The organism is Catenuloplanes niger (genome assembly GCF_031458255.1).
Classification (GTDB): domain Bacteria; phylum Actinomycetota; class Actinomycetes; order Mycobacteriales; family Micromonosporaceae; genus Catenuloplanes; species Catenuloplanes niger.
In genome coordinates this window covers 2,479,130-2,497,073 of sequence record NZ_JAVDYC010000001.1, presented here as the reverse complement: position 1 = coordinate 2,497,073, position 17,944 = coordinate 2,479,130, and the positions used below count along the sequence as shown (strand labels likewise).

Below are 17,944 nucleotides of genomic sequence, written 5' to 3'. Positions count from 1 at the left end.
GCCCCCGGTGCGAACCGGGGGCCTTCGCCATGTGCGGGGGAAACCTACTTCTTGACCTTGCGGTCGTCGCGCAGCTCCAGGAACGGCTCCTTGTCCGCCGGGGTCCCGGACGCGATCGCCCGCCGCCGCTCCAGCTCCGCGTCGAACTCCGCGCCGAGCAGGATCGCGATGTTGGAGATCCACAGCCAGACCAGGAAGACGATGATGCCGGCCAGCGTGCCGTACGTCTTGTTGTAGGAACCGAAGTTCGCCACGTAGAACCCGAACGCGGCCGAGGCGACCACCCAGAGCAGCACCGCCATGATGCCGCCCGGCGTGACCCAGCGGAACCCGCCGGTCTTGGCGTTCGGCGAGGCCCAGTAGAGCACCGCGAACATCAGGCTCACGATGACCAGCAGCACCGGCCACTTGGCGATGTTCCAGGTGGTGACCGCGGCGTCGCCGAGCCCGATCGCGGAACCCACGGTCTCGGCCAGGCCGCCGGTGAAGACCACGATGACCGCGCAGGCGACCAGCATGACGCCGACCAGCGCGGTGACGCCGACCCGGATCGGCAGCGTCTTCCAGACCGGGCGGCCCTCCGGGACCTCGTAGATCGAGTTGGACGCGCGCATGAACGCGCCCACGTAACCGGAGGCGGACCAGAACGCACCGACCAGACCGAGGATCGCGATCAGCCCGGACGACGTGTCGGCGGAGCTGAGCTGACCCGCCATGCTGTCCAGGATGTCGCCGGTCTCGGTCGGCAGCAGGGGCTTGATGCTGTCCACCACGCGGGTGAGTGTGTCGTCGCCGAGCAGGCCGAGGACCGCGGCGAGCACCAGCAGGCCGGGGAAGATCGACAGCACGCCGTAGTAGGTCAGCGCGGCGGCCCAGTCCGTCAGGTTGTCGTCCTGGAATTCCGTCACCGTGCGCTTGACCGCGTTCCACAGCGAGTTTCCGCTCAGCTGGGCCGGGCTGTCCGGTCCCTCCTCGGGCGACGCGGGCGATTTGTCCGCCGGCTTCGTACCCTGCTCATCGTCTTTGTCCGTCTTTGCGTCGTTACCGTGCCGGTGCAATAGCGACATCGCCGTCCTCCCTCTCCGCGTACCTCCCCTCTGACTGCCCTGAGCAGCGAAAATCTAACCCCGGCCGGGCGGGTGCCGACCGGTGCGGCATGATCCGGACCCCGCGAGCCGCTCCGGCCGCCGTGTTCGCCGTGTTCGCCGTCGCGCTGGTCGCCGGCGCGGTCCCCGAGGCCGGCGGCGCGCTCGGCCGTGGCCTGGCGTCGCTGCTCACGCTCGCGACGTCGGTGACCGCGGCGGTGCTCTGCCTGCGCGCGGCCGGCCGCGCCTCGCAGCGCCTCAGCCGGATCTCCTGGTACCTGCAGGGCGCCGCGTGCGCCGCCTGGTCGCTCGGCCCGGTCAGCTGGATCTGGCACCACCTGGTCGACCGCGCGTCACCGGAGCCGTCGCCGCTGGTCACCGTCGTCCGGCTGGCGTTCTTCGGGCTGATGTTCGCGGCCGTGTGGACCACGTCCCGGGCCGTCGGCGTCCGGGCCCGGCTGCGGATGGCCCTGGACGGCGTGGTCGCGGCCGCGGCCGTGTTCATCGTGGTCTGGGGCACCTTCTTCGACGAGATCTGGAACCGCGCCGGGCCGGACCGGCTCGACGTCGCGTTCGGCCTCACCTACGTACTCGGCGACATGGTTCTGTTGATCTTCTGGGCCGTGCTCGTGGTCACCGAGTTCCCGGCCGGCCGGCGGCGCGGCCCGCTGCTGGTGATGGCGTCGCTGGTCACGATCATGCTGGCGGACACCGCGTTCACCTACACGGTGCTGCACCGGGGGCACCCGTTCGACGCGATCGACTCCGGCCTCTGGACGCTGGCGTTCGCGCTCTTCGCGATGGCCGCGCTCGCCTACCGCGGCGGCGACGTCCCGCGCCTGGAGCCGGTCGCCGGCACCCGGTTCGCGATCTACGGGCCGTACCTGCCGATCCTGCCGACCGCGGTCTTCTGCGGCGTCCAGCTCGGGGCCGGCAACCGGCCGGACGGGCCGGCGAACCTGGGTCTCGTCGTGCTCTTCGCGGCCGTGCTGATCCGCCAGGTGGTGGTGCTCGGCGAGAACCGGCTGCTGCTGCGCCGGCTGGCCGGCAGCGAGAGCGTGCTGCGCCACGAGGCCACCCACGACTCGCTCACCGGGCTCGGCAACCGCGCCAAGCTCACCGCGCGCCTGCGCGAGCTGCTGCCGGCGCCGCCCACCCGGCTCAGCCTGATCTTCCTCGACCTGGACGACTTCAAGGAGGTCAACGACAGCCTCGGGCACGTCGCCGGCGACACCGTGCTGACCACGGTCGCGGGCCGGCTGACCGGCGTGCTCCGGCGCGACGACACCGTGGTCCGGCTCGGCGGCGACGAGTTCGCCGTACTCCTCGAGGATTTCGACGGCGACCCCAGGGCGCTCGCCCGGCGCATGCTGGACACGTTCCAGGAGCCGTTCGAGCTCGACGGCCGGCGCATCGCGCTCGGTGCCTCCGTCGGCCTGGTCGAGGTGGCCGCGGGGGACCCGCGCGACGCGATGGAGGTGCTCCGCGACGCGGACATCGCCATGTACGCGGTCAAGCGCGCCGGCAAGAACAACGTCCAGCTGTTCAACCCGGGCATGCACCACACCACGTCCGAGGAGCTGGAGCTGCGCGCCGACCTGGTCACCGCGCTCGACACCGGCGGGCTGGACGCGGCGTACCAGCCGATCTGCGACGCGGCGACCGGCGAGATCCGCGGCTTCGAGGCGCTCGCCCGCTGGACCCACCCGACCCGTGGGCCGATCCGCCCGGACCGCTTCATCGCGATCGCCGAACGTGCCCACCTGAGCCGCCGCATCACGTCGGTCATGCTCGACCGGGCGCTGTCCGGCCTGCGGTCGTGGATCGACGCGGGTGCCCGGCGCACGCTCAAGGTGACGGTCAACATCGGCGCGGCCGAGCTCGGCGACCCGGGCCTCCCGGACCGCCTCGTCGATGCGCTCACCCGCTGGAACCTGGCCGGGGAGAACCTGGTCGTCGAGATCACCGAGACCGCGCTGATGGACGACGACCGGGACCACGTGCTGGCCGCGATCCGCCGCGTCCAGTCCCTCGGCATCGACCTCGCCATCGACGACTTCGGCACCGGCTACTCGTCGCTGGCCCGGCTGAGCCGCTTCCACGTCGAGTTCCTGAAGATCGACAAGCTGTTCGTCGCGGACCTCGGCACGCCGCGCGGGCGGGACATGGTCACCGCGCTGGTCGCGCTGGCCCGGTCCTGCGGCATGGCCACGATCGCCGAGGGCGTCGAGGAGCCGTTCCAGCGCGCCGCGCTGCGCGACCTCGGCTGCGACCTCCTCCAGGGCTACCTGCTGTCCCGTCCCGTTCCGGCCGCGGACGTGCTGCCGCTGCTGGCGGCGAAGGTCTGACGAGCGACATTCGACATTCCCGCTCCCGGCCCGGTCGCTTCGGGCTCGCTCCCGCGGGCACCGGTCGTCGCCGGGGCTCCTCCCTGCCGGTTCCGGCGTGCCGGCGGCGGGTCCCTCGCCGCCGGCCGGCCCGGCGCACTACGGCCGGGGCAGGGTCCGGGGCGGGCGGTAGGCCCAGTCGCGGTCGGCGTCGGTGATCGGGCGCAGGACGCGGGCCGGGACGCCGCCGGCGACCACCATCGGGGGGACGTTCGCGGTGACCACGGCGCCGGCGGCGACGACGGCACCGCGGCCGATCGTCACGCCGGGAAGGACGGTGACGCCGGCGCCGATCCAGACGTCGTCCTCGATGCGGACCGGCGCGGAGAACTGGGTGCCGTCGCGGCGCAGCTCCGGGTGCACCGGGTGACCGGTCGCGGTGATCGTCACGTTGGGGGCGAACATCACCCGGTCGCCGACGAAGACCTCGCCGTCGTCGATCACCGTCAGGTTGACGTTCACGTAGACGTCGTCGCCCAGGTGCGTGTGCCGGCCGTAGGCGACGCGGATCGGCGGCTCGACCCAGACCCGGGCGCCGACGCTGCCGAGCAGCTCGCGGAGCAGGCGGTCGCGCTCGGCGGTGTCCCGGGGGCGGGTGCGGTTGAAGTCGTCGGCCAGCTCCTTGCCCCGGATCCGCTCCTCCTCCAGCCCGGCCAGGCCGGGGTCGGCGTCCCGGTAGAGCTCCTGGCTCGCGATCCGGCGGCGTACCTCGCGTTCGCGCGCGTCCATGACGTCCCCTCGACTCGGCGATCTTCGCAGTTCACAACCTAGATCAAAGTCGGAGGCGTGGGTGAGACAGGTGATTCAGCCGATTCGCGGAGCGGCCGCCGGGCGCACTCTGATCGATGTCCATCGACGTCATCGAGGCAGGGAGTACAGCGACGTGCACAAGCCACGATTTCTGAGCGCGGCGGTTCTCGCGCTCGTGCTGACCGGCGGGCTCCTCGCCGGTGCCGGGCCGGCGTCCGCGGCGGCCGACAGTCCGTACGAGCGGGGACCGGACCCGACGAACGCGAGCGTGGAGGCGGTGCGCGGGCCGTTCGCAACCGCGCAGATCAGCGTGTCCTCGCTGCTGGTGAGCGGGTTCGGCGGCGGCACCGTCTACTACCCGACGAGCACGGCCGAGGGTACGTTCGGCGCGGTCGTCGTCTCGCCCGGGTTCACCGCGTACCAGTCGAGCATCGCCTGGCTCGGGCCGCGGCTGGCCTCGCAGGGCTTCGTGGTGTTCACCATCGACACGCTCACCACGCTGGACCAGCCCGACTCGCGTGGGCGGCAGCTGCTGGCGGCCGCGGACTACCTGACCGCCTCCAGCGCGGTGCGGGGCCGGATCGACGGGTCGCGGGTCGCGGTGATGGGGCACTCGATGGGCGGCGGCGGCTCGCTGGAGGCGGCGCGCAGCCGTCCGGCCCTGCAGGCGGCGATCCCGCTGACCGGCTGGAACACCACCAAGACCTTCTCGACGGTACGGGTCCCCACGCTGGTGATCGGCGCGGACGGGGACACGGTCGCGCCGGTCGCCACGCACTCGGAGCCGTTCTACAGCGGGCTGCCGTCGTCGGCGGACAAGGCGTACCTGGAGCTGAACGGGGCCACCCACTTCACGCCGAACTCGGCGGACACCACGATCGCGAAGCACAGCATCGCCTGGCTGAAGCGCTGGGTGGACGACGACACCCGGTACACGCGATTCCTCTGCCCGGGCCCCGGCGTGAGCCTGCGCGTCGAGGAGTACCGGAGCACCTGCCCCTTCTAAACCGAAATATCACGTTATAGGCGTGGCGTGCCGTACATTTGTGCGACACGCCGCGCCTCTTCCTGGTTTTCCCGCCGCAAGGTTGTACCTTGCTCGGATGGCGCAGACCAGCACGCCAGACGCCCGGCTCGCCCGGCTCCGCGGCCCGGTGGCCCCCCGCCGGCACAACGCGCGCACGATCGCGGCGCTCACCGGCAATCCCGGCTGCACCCGGCGCGCGGTCCTGGACGGCGCCGGTGTGGACAAGATGAGGGTCGCGGAGCACATCGGCTTCCCCGGCCGCTTCGGCCAGTCGTCGTTCGCGATCGTGCGCGGCAACGTGTTCGAGGCGCGGCTGAAGGCGAACGAGGGCGCGGAACTCGTCGGCCTCCTCGGCGTCGACGTCCCGAAATATCTGGACCTGTCCGGTGGGCCGAAGGCCTCGAACGAGGAGCGGTACGCGCGCACCCTCGAGGCCCTGCGCGACAACCCGGACACGCTGCTCGACCACCCGATGCTGCGTCTCGAGGTGGCCGGCCGGCGCGTCTACCTGGAGCCGGACCTGGTCGCGTTCCAGCTCGACGACCGCTACCACATCGTGGAGATCAAGTCGTTCCCGGTGATCGACGAGCAGGCCGACCCGGGCAAGGTGTCGGCCGCGGCCACCCAGGCCGCGGTCTACGTGCTGGCGCTGCGCGAGGCGCTCGCCGAGGCCGGCCGCGACCCGGAGTCCGTCTCGCACGAGGTGCTGCTGGTCTGCCCGAAGGACTTCTCCAACCAGCCGATCGCCAGCATGATCGACGTCCGCCGCCAGCTCTCCGTGCTGCGCCGCCAGCTGTCCCGGATGGCCCGCATCGACCAGCTGCTGGACACGCTGCCGGACGGCATCTCGTTCGACCTGGCGGCCGGCGACGACGGTGAGCCCGCCCGCGACCCGGCCGCCCTGGCCGCGGACGTCGCGGCCGTGCCCGCCCGGTACGCGCCGGACTGCCTGGCCACCTGCGAGCTGTCCTTCTTCTGCCGCAGCGAGGCGCGCACGTCCACCGCGGTGCTGGGCCGGTCGGTGCGCGAGGAACTGGGCGGCATCGAGGACGTGCAGACCGTGCTGGCGCTGGCCAGCGGCCGGATCGAGCCGGAGCCGGAGCAGGCCGAGGCCGCCGCGATGCTCCAGGCCGCCTATCGGCTCCGCGCGGAGCTCGTGCCGTGAGCACGCTCACCGCGCTGGCCAAGGCGCAGGCGGTCGCGGCGGGCCGAGCACAACCGATCGCCACGGTACGGCACGCGTACCTCTCCGACCTGCCGCTGGTGTTCATCCCGCTGACCATGGCCGGTGAGGCGAACGCGCCGCTGGCCGCCATGGTCGGCACCGAGGAGGACCGGCCGGAGCTGCTGATCGTGCCGCAGCCGCGGGACCGTGGGCAGCGCTTCGACTTCGCGGCCCGGCTCGCCGACATCCTGCTGCCCTACGTGGAGGGCTTCTGCGGCGCGACCGAGGCGGTGCCCACCGACCGCAAGCGGGACGTGCGCTACCGCTACCTGGAGGCGCCGCAGATCATCGTGCCCGCACCGGCCGGCATCGGCTTCATCCGGCTGTTCGGCCGGTCCACCCGGTTCCGGCGCACGGACGGCGACTATCCGGTGCACCCGAACGTACCGCTGCTGGGCCGGTGGCTGACGTTCTTCGCGGACCGGGCCGAGCAGCCCGGGTCGTCGATGCTGCTGTCGCTGACCGACCTGCTCGCCGCGCACTGGGCCACGGGCCAGAGCGGCCACGAGGACGCGCACCTGGGCTCGCTGGTCAACTGGATCGCGCCCCCGCCCGGCACCACCGGCGCCGCGGCCGCCCGGCTCGCCGAGGACCCGGAGGTGTGCCCGCCGGCCGGCCCGGCCACTGACCCCGGCTTCGACAACGACGTGCTCGGTCCCGCGATGGACGTCTACCGGGCCGCGACCGAGGCGGACGACCCGGAGGCGGAGCGCGCGGCGTACCGGCAGTTGACGGAGCTGCTGCACGGCCAGCTGGCGCCGACCTGGGAACTGATGTGGCGCGGCCTGCGGGTGATGCGGGCGATGCCGCCGGGCGCGTCGGTGGACGGCCGCTGGGCGCAGGACCGCGACGTGTTCAGCGACTTCTCGCTCTACGTCCAGGGCGGCGGCGCGCCGCAGGCCCGGCGGGACGGCGCGGTCGCGGCCGCCACCCGGCTGCACAAGCTGGAGCGCGCCGGTCAGTCCTACGCGATCGAGCGCGCGTTCGACGACCCGCTGATCATGGCGGAGCACCGGCTCGGCGGCGAGGCGTTCGTCGGCGAGGTGACGCTCTCCGCGCCGACCCGGGTCGACGACACCGGCAAGCGCCCGGTGCTGCGCCCGCGCATCCAGGTCGTCACCACGGACCCGGTGCTGTTCACCGAGGGCACCACGCTGGTCTCGCCGTCCCGTCAGGCGCAGCGGGCGCGGGTGATCTTCGTGACGCCGGTCGAGGAGGGCGACAAGACCGAGGTGGTGCTGGAGCTGTCCGGCGGCATGGGCCGCGGGCTCACCGCGCCGCCCGGCAGCGTGCCCGAGGTGGGCGAGCGGATCTGCTACACCAGCCTCAGCCTCGGCTACGCGCCGCCCGGCACGTTCCCGTCCCGCGAGGAGACGCCGTGGACGCACGGCGGCCCGCCGCAGTACTCGATCGCGGACGACCCGCTCGACCAGGGCGACCACGCGGCCGCGGAGGACTGGTCGTGACGTCACCGGGAACGGCGGCCAACGCGGTCGTCGACGCGGTCCTGGCCGATCTCGGCACCGGTGCGCACCGCGGCGTGGTGGTGGACTCACCGCCCGGCGCCGGCAAGTCCACGCTGGTGGTCCGGGCCGCCCAGGTGCTGGCCGCGGCGGGCGAGCAGCTGATCGTCATCGCGCAGACGAACGAGCAGGTCGACGACCTGATCGACCGGCTCGCCACCGCCGCGCCGGAGCTGCCGATCGGGCGCCTGTCGGCCGGTGACTACCGGGCGTCCGAGCGCGTCGCGCAGCACCGGTCGGTCACGGTCGGTGCCAAGATCGGCGATGTCGGCCAGGGCTCGGTGATCATCGCCACGGCCGCGAAGTGGGCCACGGTCGGCGACGGCTCCTGGGCCTGGGCGATCGTGGACGAGGCCTACCAGATGCGCTCGGACGCGCTGCTGCGCGTGGCGTCCAGGTTCTCCCGCGCGCTGTTCGTCGGCGACCCCGGCCAGCTCGACCCGTTCTCCACCGTGGAGTCCGCTCGCTGGACCGGCCTGACCTGGGACCCGATGCTCAGCGCGGTGTCCGTGCTGCTCCGCCACAACCCGGACCTGCCGGTCCACCGGCTGCCGGTCTCCTGGCGGCTGCCCCCGTCCGCGGCCGAGGTGGTCGCGCCCGCGTTCTACCCGTTCACCGGCTTCCGCGCGGGCACGTCACCGGGCGACCGTTCGCTGGTGCTGGACACCGGGTCCGGCGCGGATCCGGTCGGCGCGGCCGTGGCGCAGGCCGCCGCGACCGGCTGGGCGCTCTACGAGCTGCCGGCCCGGCACACGCTGCGCACCGACGGGGAGGCCGCGGCCGCGTGTGCCGCGCTCGCGCTGCGGGTGCTGGAGGCCGGTGCGATCGCGGTCTCCGAACGCTCCCGGGACGGCGCGCCGGTCGACGCGAGCCGGATCGCGATCGGCACCGCGCATCGCGACCAGGCCGCGGTCATCCGCAACCTGCTGCGCGGCACGCCCGGCGAGACGATCACTGTGGACACCGCGAACCGCCTGCAGGGCCGCGAGTACGACGTGACGGTGGTGCTGCACCCGCTCTCCGGCCGCCGCGACGCCACCGCGTTCCACCTGGAGTCCGGCCGGTTGTGCGTGCTCACGTCCCGGCATCGGCACGCCTGCATCGTGGTGGCCCGGGCCGGCATCCCGGACCTGCTGGACGCGCACCCGTCGACCGATCCGGTGCACCTCAACGTCCCGGTCAAGTTCCCGGACGGCTGGGAGGCCAACCACTCCATCCTGGCCCACCTCACCGCGCACCGGGTGATCGCACCGCGCTGACCCTATGACCGGCGTCACAGAGTGTGCGTCGCGGGTCAAGTCGTGGTCGTGGATGTTTCTCCGTTCCGGGCTCCTGGGAAAAGCCGGAAATGTCCGGGTTTAGGGGCATACGGGGAAAAGCGCGAGCCGGGCCGGGCCTGTAGCCTGCCATGGGGTCCGCGATCGGTCCCGGCACACTTTTAGGCACCGGCGGAGGAGGGGACGCGGGTGAGCGACGCACGCCCTGCCTTCCGGCGCGTGCCGGCGGACATGTTCGCCTTCACCACCACCGAGCGGTCCGACCTGCACACCGCGGTCATGCAGGTGTTCGGCGAGGCCGCCGAGCGGCTCCGCGCGGCGCTGACGTTCGACGAGGTCCTGGCCGGCCTGCCCGAGATCGGGTGGTACGAGCCGGTCTCCGACGAGTCCCTGGAGTACACGCTCGGCGCGCTGCACAAGCACGGGCTGGTCGACCGCGCGCAGAACCACGCCGCGCACTACGCCTCCGCCGCGGAGTACGAGCGGCGCAACCTGCACTACTCCCTGAGCCGCAAGGGCGAGGCGGCGTACCAGGGCCTGCTGCACGCGCTCGACCTGCTGGACGGCTCCGGCGCGCTGCAGACCTCGGTGCTCGACGCGATCGCGGCCCGGCTCGGCGAGCTGGACGCGCTGCTCGGCGACGAGGGCGCGGACGACCGGCGGATCCACACCGCGCTCGCCGAGCTGGAGGGCCACCTCACCGAGCTGCGGTCCGGCGTGGTCCGGTTCACCGGCCGGCTGCAGCGCCTGCTGCGCGACGAGGGCACCGACCCGGCCGTGTTCCAGGAGCTGAAGCAGGCCACGATCGCGTACCTGACGGAGTTCGTGACCGACCTGGACACCCGCCGGCTCACCGTGGCCGAGGCCGTGGCCCGGGTCGAGGAGCACGGCGTCGAGGCGCTGCACGCGCGGGCGCTGCGCGGCGCGGACCTGCCGGTACTGCCCGGCCAGGCCGACCCGGCGCCGCGCTTCCTGGAGCGGCGCGCCACCCGGTGGGCCGGGCTGCGTGACTGGTTCCGGCCGGCCGACGGCGGGCGCGCCCGGGTCGAGGACCTGTCCGACACCGCCCGCGGCGCGATCGTGTCGCTGATGCGGGCGCTGGAACGCTTCAGCGACAGCCGCCGGCGCGGGTCCAGCCCGGCCGCGGACTTCCGCGCGCTGGCCCGCTGGTTCTCCGCCGCGGAGACGGACGAGGCCGCGCACGAGCTGTGGGCGGCCGCGACCGGGCTGTGGTCCGCCCGGCACACCCACCTGGCGCCGGACGACCCGACCGCGGTCGGGCCGGGCACGTCCTGGTTCCGCGCGCCCGGCGTGCACGTCTCGCCGCTGCTGCGCACGCACGGGCAGTCCGACCGGGTCTCGCGTACCGCGCGGGTGCGGGACACCACGGAGATCCGCGAGCAGCGCCGGCAGCGTGCGCTGCGCGAGCGGCTGGAACTGGAGGAGGCGTGGTCGAGGCTGGCCACGCCCGGCCCGGTGCGGCTGTCCGCGTTCGCCCGGCTCGACCAGGGCAGCTTCTCCCGCCTGCTGGAGCTGCTGGCCCGCGCGCTGACCGTGCCGGCCCGGGACGGCGAGCGGCGCGCGTCCACCGCGGACGGCCGCCTGGTCGTGGTGCTGCTCCCGCCGCCCGACCACCACCTGGCCTACCTGCGCACCGCGCGCGGCGTGCTGGTCGCGCCGGACTTCATCGTCTCGATCAGCGAGTCCCGCCCCGGTCAGGCCGCGCCGGTCCCGCTGCGCACCGACTTCCGCCGCGAGGCGACGGCGTGACCGATCTGCGATCGGAGCTCGACCGGCAGCGCGGCACCGAGCGGGCCCAGGCGATCCGCGCGCTGCTGGCCCGGCCGCTGCTCACCCGCGCCGCCGACCCGGACGACTTCTTCCTGGTCGCCCGGCACGCGGCCGAGCTGGTGCCGTGGTTCGACGAGCACACCGGCTGGCGGCTGTCCGTGGAGGCCCGGCAGGGCTACGCCCGGCTGGCGAAGGTCTCCGCACGCCCGGACGGCACCCGGCCGGCCCGCCGCCTGCGCGGCAACCAGGACCCGTTCGACCGCCGGCGGTACGCGTTGTTCAGCGTGCTCGCCGCCGAGCTGCTGACCGGCCAGGTCACCACGATCGGCATCCTGGCCGGGCGGCTGGCCCAGGCCACCGCGGTCGAGCCGGCGATACCCACGTTCGACAGCGCCAGCCGCGAGGACCGGCGCGCCTACGTGGACGCGCTGCTGCTGCTGGAACGGTTCGGCGTGCTCACCGCGACCGACGGCAGCACCGACGCCTACCTGGAGCACGCGGACGCGAAGGTGCTCTACCGGGTGGACCCGACCCGGCTGGCCCGGCTGCTCGCGGCGCCGCAGTCCCCGTCCCGGCTGCCCGGCCCGGACCTGCCCGCGCTGGTCCGCGAGGACCGCTACGACGACGACGCGGACCGGCTGCGGCACTCGCTGGTCCGCCGCCTGCTCGACGACCCGGTGGTCTACTTCGACGAGCTGCCCGAGGCGGAGCGGGCGTACGCGACCGGTGCCCCCGGCCGCCGCGCGGTCCGGGCCGCGGTCGAGGAGGCCGGGCTCCAGCTGGAGGAGCGCGCCGAGGGCATGCTCGCGATAGACCCGGACGCGGTCGCCACCGACGAGCGCTTCCCGGCGGAGAACAGCGTGCCCGGCCAGACCGCGCTGCTGCTGCTCGACTCGGTCCTGGCCGCGCACCCGGAGCCGGTGCCGCACGCGGCGCTGGCCGAGCAGATCGCCGCCCGGTTCGCGGAGCTGCCCGGGTGGGCGCGCACCTACCGCTCCGACGGCGGCGCGCAGCGCCTGCTCGCGGAGGCGCTGGCCGTGCTGGAGCGCTTCAACCTGATCGCTCGGTCAGAGAACGGGATCGGTGCCCGCCCGGCCGCCGCCCGATACGCCGCCGCGCCGGCCGCCGGCGCGAAGACCCCGAGGCCCCGGAGGGCGCGATGACCCTGCTGACCCTGCCCCAGCAGCAGCCGTCCGACGACCCGTTCGCGGTCGCGGTCGCGCGGCAGTTGGCCGGCCAGCTGCGCTCGGACCGCTGGGCGCCGACCCGGGCCGGCGTGCTCAACGTGTGGCGCTACTTCGACGAGGTCTTCACATTCCACCACGGGCGGCTGCTGCTGCGCGGGCCGAACGGCACCGGCAAGTCCAAGGCGCTGGAGCTGCTGCTGCCGTTCCTGTTCGACGCGTCGCTGCGCCCGTCCCGGCTGTCCACGTTCGGCGGTTCCGAGCGCACCATGCACTGGAACCTGATGGGTGACGGCTACCCGCACACCACCCGGGTCGGCTACGTGTGGCTGGAGTTCGGCCGCACCGGGCCGGACGGCGCGGCCGAGTGGTTCACCTGCGGCGCCCGGCTCGCGGCGTCGTCGAACACCCGTACCGTCGACGCGACGTTCTTCACCACCGGCTCCCGGGTCGGTGTGCCCGGCGGGTTCTCGCTGGTCAAGGCCGGCAACGTGCCGCTGACCAAGGCCGACCTGGCGGCGGCGCTGGACGGGCACGGCGCGGTGCACCCCGGCGCCGAGCCGTACCGGCGCGCGGTTCGCGAGGCGGTCTTCCGCGGCCTGTCCGACTCGCAGTACGAGGCGCTGATCGCCACGCTGCTGCAGCTGCGGACGCCGAAGCTCTCCGAGCACCTCAACCCGGACGCGCTCTCCGAGGTGCTCTCCCGCGCGCTGCCGCCGCTCGACCCGGCCGGGCTCGCCGAGATCGCCGAGGGCTTCGAGCGGCTGGACCGCAGCCGGGAACGGCTCAGCGCGCTGGACGCCGAGGTCGACGCGGCCACCCGGCTGGCCGAGCGCCAGCAGCAGTACGCGCGCCGCGCGCTGCGCCGCGGCGCCGCCGACCTGATCAACGCGGACGCGGAACTGGACGAGGTCACGGGCGAGGCGGCCCGGCAGCGGGACGCGCACGCGGCCGCGGTCGCGGAGCTGGCCGAGGTGACCGCGCGGCGCGAGGAGCTGGAGCGCGACGTCGCACTGACCGAGGAGGCGATCGGCGGCCTGCGTGACAGCGCCGCCTACCGCGACGGTCAGCAGCTGGACGGGTTCCGGGCCGCGCTGCGCGAGGCGAAACGGGCGGCGACCGCGGCCGAGGCGTCCGGCGCGGCCCGGCGCGCGGACGCGACCGGCGACGCGGAGCGCGCCGAGACCCGCCGCACCGAGCTGGCGTCCGCGTCCGCGGCCGTCGAACGGTCCTGGCACGAGACCAGCGCGCTGGCCCGGCGCGCTGGCCTGGCCGGCCTGGTCGAGCCGCTCGCGGACGAGCCGATCGACCAGGCGCGGGCGCTGCTGCGCGGCGTGCTGCTCGGCCGCGAGGGCCAGGTCGAGGAGGTCCGCGCCGCGATCGTGGCGCACGCCCGGGCCGCCGCCGAGCGGGAACGCGCCGCGGCCCGCCGGGAGGCCCGCGCGGCCGACCGGGACGACGTGCAGGCCACGCTCGCCGCGGCCCGTCAGGCGTACGAGGAACGCGTCGCCACCCACCGGGAGGGCATCGCCGCCTGGGCGTCCGCCTGCACCGTGCTTCCGGTCGCGCCGGTCGCCCCGGTCCTGGCCGACCTGGGCGCGGACGAGGTCGCGCTGGCCGCGCTGATGGGTGACGTGATCGCGGAGGTCCGGGAGCGGATCGCGGCCGACCACACCGCCGGCATGGCCCGCGACCGTGAACTGCTGGCCAAGCGCACGCCGCTCTCCGCGGAGTACGCCGCACTGACCCGCCGCCCGCCCGGCGACCCGGCCGCGCCGCCGCAGCGCACCGCGGCCCGCGACGCGAACCGTCCCGGCGCGCCGCTCTGGCGCGTGGTCGCCTGGCACGACGGCGTGCCGCCGGCCACCCAGGCCGCGGTGGAGGCCGCGCTGCAGGCGTCCGGCCTGCTGGACGCGTGGATCCGGCCGGACGGCTCGATCGGGCTGGCCGCGGACGGCCACGACTCGTTCGTCGCGTCGATGGGCGCGGTCCCGGCGGCCGGCGACTCGCTGCTGTCCGTGCTGGACGTGGCGCCGGTCGAGCGCGGCGAGGCGGCCCCGGTCGCGCCCACCGTGGTCCGGCAGATCCTGAACGCGATCGGCTACGGCGAGACCGCGCCCCGGCTCGGCGCCGGCGTCGGCGCGGACGGCACCTGGCGGCTCGGCCCGGCGTACGGCAGCTGGGCCAAGCCGGAGGCCGAGTTCCTCGGCGCGGACGCGCGCGAGCGGGCCCGCCAGCGCCGCCTGGCCGAGCTGGCCGGCGAACTGGCCACGCTGGACGCGGCCCGGGAGAAGGTCGCGATGGCGATCGCCGGCCTGCGCACCGAACGCGCCACGCTGGACGCGGAGGCGGCCGCCCGCCCGTCCCTGGCCGACGGCGCCCGCGCGCTCGAGGTGGTGCAGCGCGCGGAGCTGCGGCTGGCCGCGCTGCAGGACCAGCTCACCGAGGCGGAGTCGGACCTGGCCGCGGCGGACGAGACGGCCCGCGCCACGCTGCGCGAGCTCACGCTGACCGGCTCCCGGCAGAGCCTGCCGACCACGGCCGGTGACCTGGACCAGCTCGCGGACGCGCTGCGTGCACTGCGCCAGGCCGGCGAGGGATGGCTGGCCGACCGCGCCCGCCGGGACGCCGCGGCCGACCGGCTGGCCGACGCGGAGGAGGCGGCGACCCGGTCCACGGCCGCCGCGGCCGAGGCCGAGGAGACGTTGGCGGCCGCGCGCGAGAAGGCCGAGGCCGCGCAGACCCGCCTGGAGTCGGTGGAGGGCGCGGTCGGCAGCGACTTCGGCGCGGTCCTCGACCAGGTGGACGTGCTGCGGTCGCGGGCCGAGACGCTGCGCCGGGACGAGCGCGCGCTGCGCCCCCGCCACGACGAGCTGATCAGCCGGATCAGCGACCTGAACGCGCGCGCCGAGGCCGCGGAGCGCACCCGGGACGCCGCCACGGCCGACCGCGACGAGGCGGTCGCCCGGCTGGCCCGGCTGGCCGGGCTGCTCGGCCCGGACGCTGGCCTGGAGACGCGGCTGACCGGGCTGGGCGCGGTCACCGCCACGCTGCAGGCCGCGCGCGCGATCGCGGAGGAGTGCGGCCGGCTGCCGCACGGCCCGCGGCACCTGCGCCAGGACGAGAGCGCGCTGGCCGACGTGCTGCACACCATCCGCGAGTCGCTGACCGGCTACGCCGACCTCGCGATGGAGGCCGACGAGCAGTGCGACGTGCAGGTGGTCTCGGCCACCGTGGACGGCCTGCGGATCAGCCCCGGGCAGCTGGCCGCGCGGGTCACGGCGGAACGCGACGAGACCCGCGCCCGCCTCGGCGAGGAGGAGGCCACGCTCTTCGACCGCACGCTGATCGGCGACACCCGGCGGCACGTGGCCGAGCGGATCCGGCAGGCGACCGGCCTGGTCCGCCAGGTCAGCGCGCAGCTGGAGCAGGTGCGCACGGTCTCCGGCCTGGGCGTGCGCCTGGTCTGGGAGGTCAACCCCGAGCTGGGCCCCGGCCTCAAGCAGGCCCGCGACCTGCTGATGGCCGATCCGTCCACGCTCTCCGACGACGAGCGCACGGTGCTGCACGACTTCTTCCGCGCCCGGATCGACGAGCTGCGTACCACCGGCGCCGCGACCGGCTGGGACCAGCAGCTCAGCGAGGTGCTCGACTACCGCCGCTGGCACCGGTTCGTGGTGCAGATGCGCTCCGGTGGCGAGGAGTGGGCGCCGGTCACCCGCAAGCAGCACGGTGCGAAGTCCGGCGGCGAGAAGGCGATCGTGCTGCACCTGCCGCTGTTCGCGGCTGCGGCCGCGCACTACCGGGCCGCACCGGAGGCGCCACGGCTGATCCTGCTGGACGAGGTGTTCGTCGGCGTCGACCAGATGAACCGCGGCCAGCTGATGGAGGTGCTGACCGGCCTGGACCTGGACCTGATGCTCACCTCCGACCAGGAGTGGTGCACGTACTCCGAGGTCGACGGCATCGCCATCCACCAGCTGATCGCGGGCGACGTGGACGGCGACGAGGCGGTCACCACCGCCCGTTTCGTCTGGACCGGCCAGGACTTCCTGCCCGCCGACGAGCCCAGGACGCAATAGACACAAGTTTGAGCGGGTACGTTGGGCCACATGGTGGTCTTGATCGACTTTGACTCCCTGCATGCCGACGTGGCCCCGGAGATCCTCGACGTGGCCTACGCGGTCGCGGAGGACCTGGACGACCTGCGCCCGCACTCCGGCGGCGCGCTCGGCACCGTCGGCCAGGACAGCCCGGCCCCGCAGCGGGCCTGGGCCGGCTTCGTCGACGGCACGCTGACCGGCCGCTGCGAGTGCGGCACGGTCGCGGCCGGCCCGGAGAACTTCTGCGTGCACCTGGTCGCCGTCGTGGTCGCCGCGCTCAACGAGGCCTTCCCCTGGTCGCCCGACGCGACCCTGCCGGACACCCTGGACGATCCCGCCACCGACACCACACCCGGCACCACCGCGCCCGGCGAGGCCCCGGCCCGGCAGCCCGAGTCGCCGGAGTCCACGATCCGCCGCCTCGCCGGCGTGGCCGCCACCCTCCCGCCGGCCACGCTGGCCCACCTGCTCGCCCAGCACGCCGCCGTCGACCCCCGGCTGGAATCCGCGCTGCTCACCGCCGCCGGCCTGCCCACCGCCCGCACGATCAAAAACTCCTAGACCGAAGACGATTTCCCACTTCCGGCGTGGTCACGGTGGGCTTGCTCCCGCGGGCACCGGTCGTCGCCGGCGCTCCTCCCTGCCGGTTCCGTGGCCGGCCCGTCCAGACCGCCCACACCCCACCCCGCCTCGGCCCGACCCGGATCACGACGCGCGACACCTGCTGGCCACCCCCACCGAGATGCTCTCCGCACCTGACCCGACGACCCCGGCCCACCACCGGCCGGCCCGCCCCCCCGAGCCGATCACCCCGGACATGGCACCGGACACGGCCGGTCCCGCCGCGGCACCGGATACGGTCGAGCGCCGTCGCCGGGACGCGCATCGAGCCAGCGGTTGCGCCGTGACGGCGGGCACGATCGATCACAGCTGGTCGGCTGGGCGTGGAGCCGGTCGGTCCTGTTGCGCCGGTGGGCGTGATGGATCGCGGCCGGTCGGCTGCGCGTGGAGCCGGTCGGTCCTGTTGCGCCGGTGGACGTGATGGATCGCCGTCGGTCGGCTGCACGTCGAGCCGGTCCATCCCGTCGCGGCGACAGGCGTGACCGGTTCCGTCGTGGCGACGACCAGGCGGCACAGCGGCATCATCCGGCGCGGCAAGCACCTATCTGGCGCCTTTATGCGGAAATTTCGGGCACGAAGTCCCGCGGCTGCTGAAACGTTCCCCCTGGATCATCACCGAGCCCTGCGGGTTGGCTCGCCCGCGGAGGGCGAGGAGCGTCCGGCAAGGCAACGATCCGCAGCGCGCGGCAGTAGCCGGTATCTTCAGCCGCCGGCGGCGGCATCCGTGGCGATCGGCGCCGGCCGCTGCCCGGCCATGCGAACTTCACCGCTACCCGGCCATGCCGAATGGCCGCCACCTGCGGTTACCGGTTGCGGTTGCCGCCTGCGATGCCCGGCGAGGTTGCCGCCTGTGGTCGCCAGAGCGGTTGCCGTCCGCGACGCCCGGTGTGTGGTTGCCCGGTGTGGCTGCCGCCTGTGGCCGCCGGTGCGGTTGCCGCCTGCGATGCCCGATGCGGCCGCCGCCTGTGGTA

Annotated in this window: 11 protein-coding genes; 9 read left to right on the top strand and 2 right to left on the bottom strand. The window is 74.5% G+C overall.

What is annotated here, in order from left to right:
- Positions 1-44 precede the first annotated feature (44 nt).
- Entirely contained in the window at positions 45-1,067 is a 1,023-nt protein-coding gene (locus J2S44_RS10760; protein ID WP_310411474.1) for a YihY/virulence factor BrkB family protein, read from the bottom strand.
- Between the two features lie 89 nt (positions 1,068-1,156).
- Between J2S44_RS10760 and J2S44_RS10755 the strand changes: the two genes are divergently transcribed.
- Positions 1,157-3,433, top strand: a complete 2,277-nt coding sequence (locus J2S44_RS10755) for a putative bifunctional diguanylate cyclase/phosphodiesterase (RefSeq protein WP_310411471.1) — start codon at positions 1,157-1,159, stop codon at positions 3,431-3,433.
- A 138-nt stretch (positions 3,434-3,571) separates the two neighbouring features.
- Here J2S44_RS10755 and J2S44_RS10750 read toward each other — a convergent pair whose 3' ends face one another.
- Positions 3,572-4,201, bottom strand: a complete 630-nt coding sequence (locus J2S44_RS10750; protein WP_310411468.1) for a sugar O-acetyltransferase — start codon at positions 4,199-4,201, stop codon at positions 3,572-3,574.
- A gap of 154 nt (positions 4,202-4,355) precedes the next feature.
- Here J2S44_RS10750 and J2S44_RS10745 point away from each other — a divergent pair, with 154 nt between their 5' ends.
- The 8 genes from J2S44_RS10745 to J2S44_RS10710 all read left to right on the top strand — a co-directional run bounded on the left by J2S44_RS10745 (position 4,356) and on the right by J2S44_RS10710 (position 16,913).
- The gene (locus J2S44_RS10745) at positions 4,356-5,228 is read left to right on the top strand and encodes an alpha/beta hydrolase family protein (protein WP_374727830.1); all 873 of its coding nucleotides are present in this window, start codon (positions 4,356-4,358) and stop codon (positions 5,226-5,228) included.
- Positions 5,229-5,325: 97 nt separating this feature from the next.
- Positions 5,326-6,414 (top strand): hypothetical protein, encoded by a 1,089-nt coding sequence (locus J2S44_RS10740; protein WP_310411466.1) that lies wholly within the window; start codon positions 5,326-5,328, stop codon positions 6,412-6,414.
- Positions 6,411-7,940 carry a hypothetical protein gene (locus tag J2S44_RS10735; protein WP_310411464.1) on the top strand — a complete coding sequence of 510 codons (1,530 nt, stop codon included), beginning with the start codon at positions 6,411-6,413 and terminating at the stop codon, positions 7,938-7,940. Before J2S44_RS10740 ends, J2S44_RS10735 begins: the two co-directional genes overlap by 4 nt.
- Positions 7,937-9,256 carry an AAA family ATPase gene (locus J2S44_RS10730; protein WP_310411461.1) on the top strand — a complete coding sequence of 440 codons (1,320 nt, stop codon included), beginning with the start codon at positions 7,937-7,939 and terminating at the stop codon, positions 9,254-9,256. The genes J2S44_RS10735 and J2S44_RS10730 overlap by 4 nt, the downstream gene beginning before the upstream one ends.
- Before the next feature lie 207 nt (positions 9,257-9,463).
- Positions 9,464-11,044, top strand: coding sequence for a TIGR02677 family protein (locus J2S44_RS10725; RefSeq protein ID WP_310411458.1), 1,581 nt, complete (start codon positions 9,464-9,466; stop codon positions 11,042-11,044).
- On the top strand, positions 11,041-12,228 hold the full coding sequence (locus J2S44_RS10720; protein WP_310411455.1) for a TIGR02678 family protein: 1,188 nt from the start codon (positions 11,041-11,043) through the stop codon (positions 12,226-12,228). The genes J2S44_RS10725 and J2S44_RS10720 overlap by 4 nt, the downstream gene beginning before the upstream one ends.
- Complete coding sequence (locus J2S44_RS10715; RefSeq protein ID WP_310411452.1) at positions 12,225-16,331, top strand: TIGR02680 family protein; 4,107 nt, start codon at positions 12,225-12,227, stop codon at positions 16,329-16,331. The genes J2S44_RS10720 and J2S44_RS10715 overlap by 4 nt, the downstream gene beginning before the upstream one ends.
- Positions 16,332-16,361: 30 nt before the next feature.
- On the top strand, positions 16,362-16,913 hold the full coding sequence (locus J2S44_RS10710; RefSeq protein WP_310411449.1) for a hypothetical protein: 552 nt from the start codon (positions 16,362-16,364) through the stop codon (positions 16,911-16,913).
- Positions 16,914-17,944: the final 1,031 nt, after the last annotated feature.